Source organism: Azohydromonas lata (assembly GCF_034427735.1).
Lineage (GTDB): Bacteria > Pseudomonadota > Gammaproteobacteria > Burkholderiales > Burkholderiaceae_C > Azohydromonas > Azohydromonas lata.
The window spans coordinates 1-255 of the sequence record NZ_JAXOJX010000266.1 but is presented as its reverse complement, the minus strand read 5'-3'; the positions used below and the strand labels follow the sequence as shown (position 1 = coordinate 255).

Annotated in this window: 1 protein-coding gene; it reads left to right on the top strand. The window is 65.1% G+C overall.

The window, feature by feature from the left end; translation table 11 throughout:
- Positions 1-58 precede the first annotated feature (58 nt).
- Positions 59-255: ATP-binding cassette domain-containing protein (locus SM757_RS35330; protein ID WP_322468914.1), on the top strand; the 197-nt coding region annotated here is incomplete at its 3' end.

Sequence of the window (255 nt, the reverse complement as noted above, 5' to 3'; positions counted from 1 at the left end):
GAGGCCTACCTCGGCGCCGGCCAGCATTGAAGGAGCAGGCATGACGACAAGCAACACCATGCTCAAGGTCAACGGCCTGAAGGTGGCCTACGGCGGCATCCAGGCCGTCAAGGGCATCAGCTTCGAGGTGCAGCAAGGCGAGCTCATCAGCCTCATCGGCGCCAACGGCGCGGGCAAGACCACGACCTTGAAAGCCGTGACGGGCACGCAGCCCATGGCCGCGGGCGACATCGAGTTCCTGGGCAAGCCCATTCG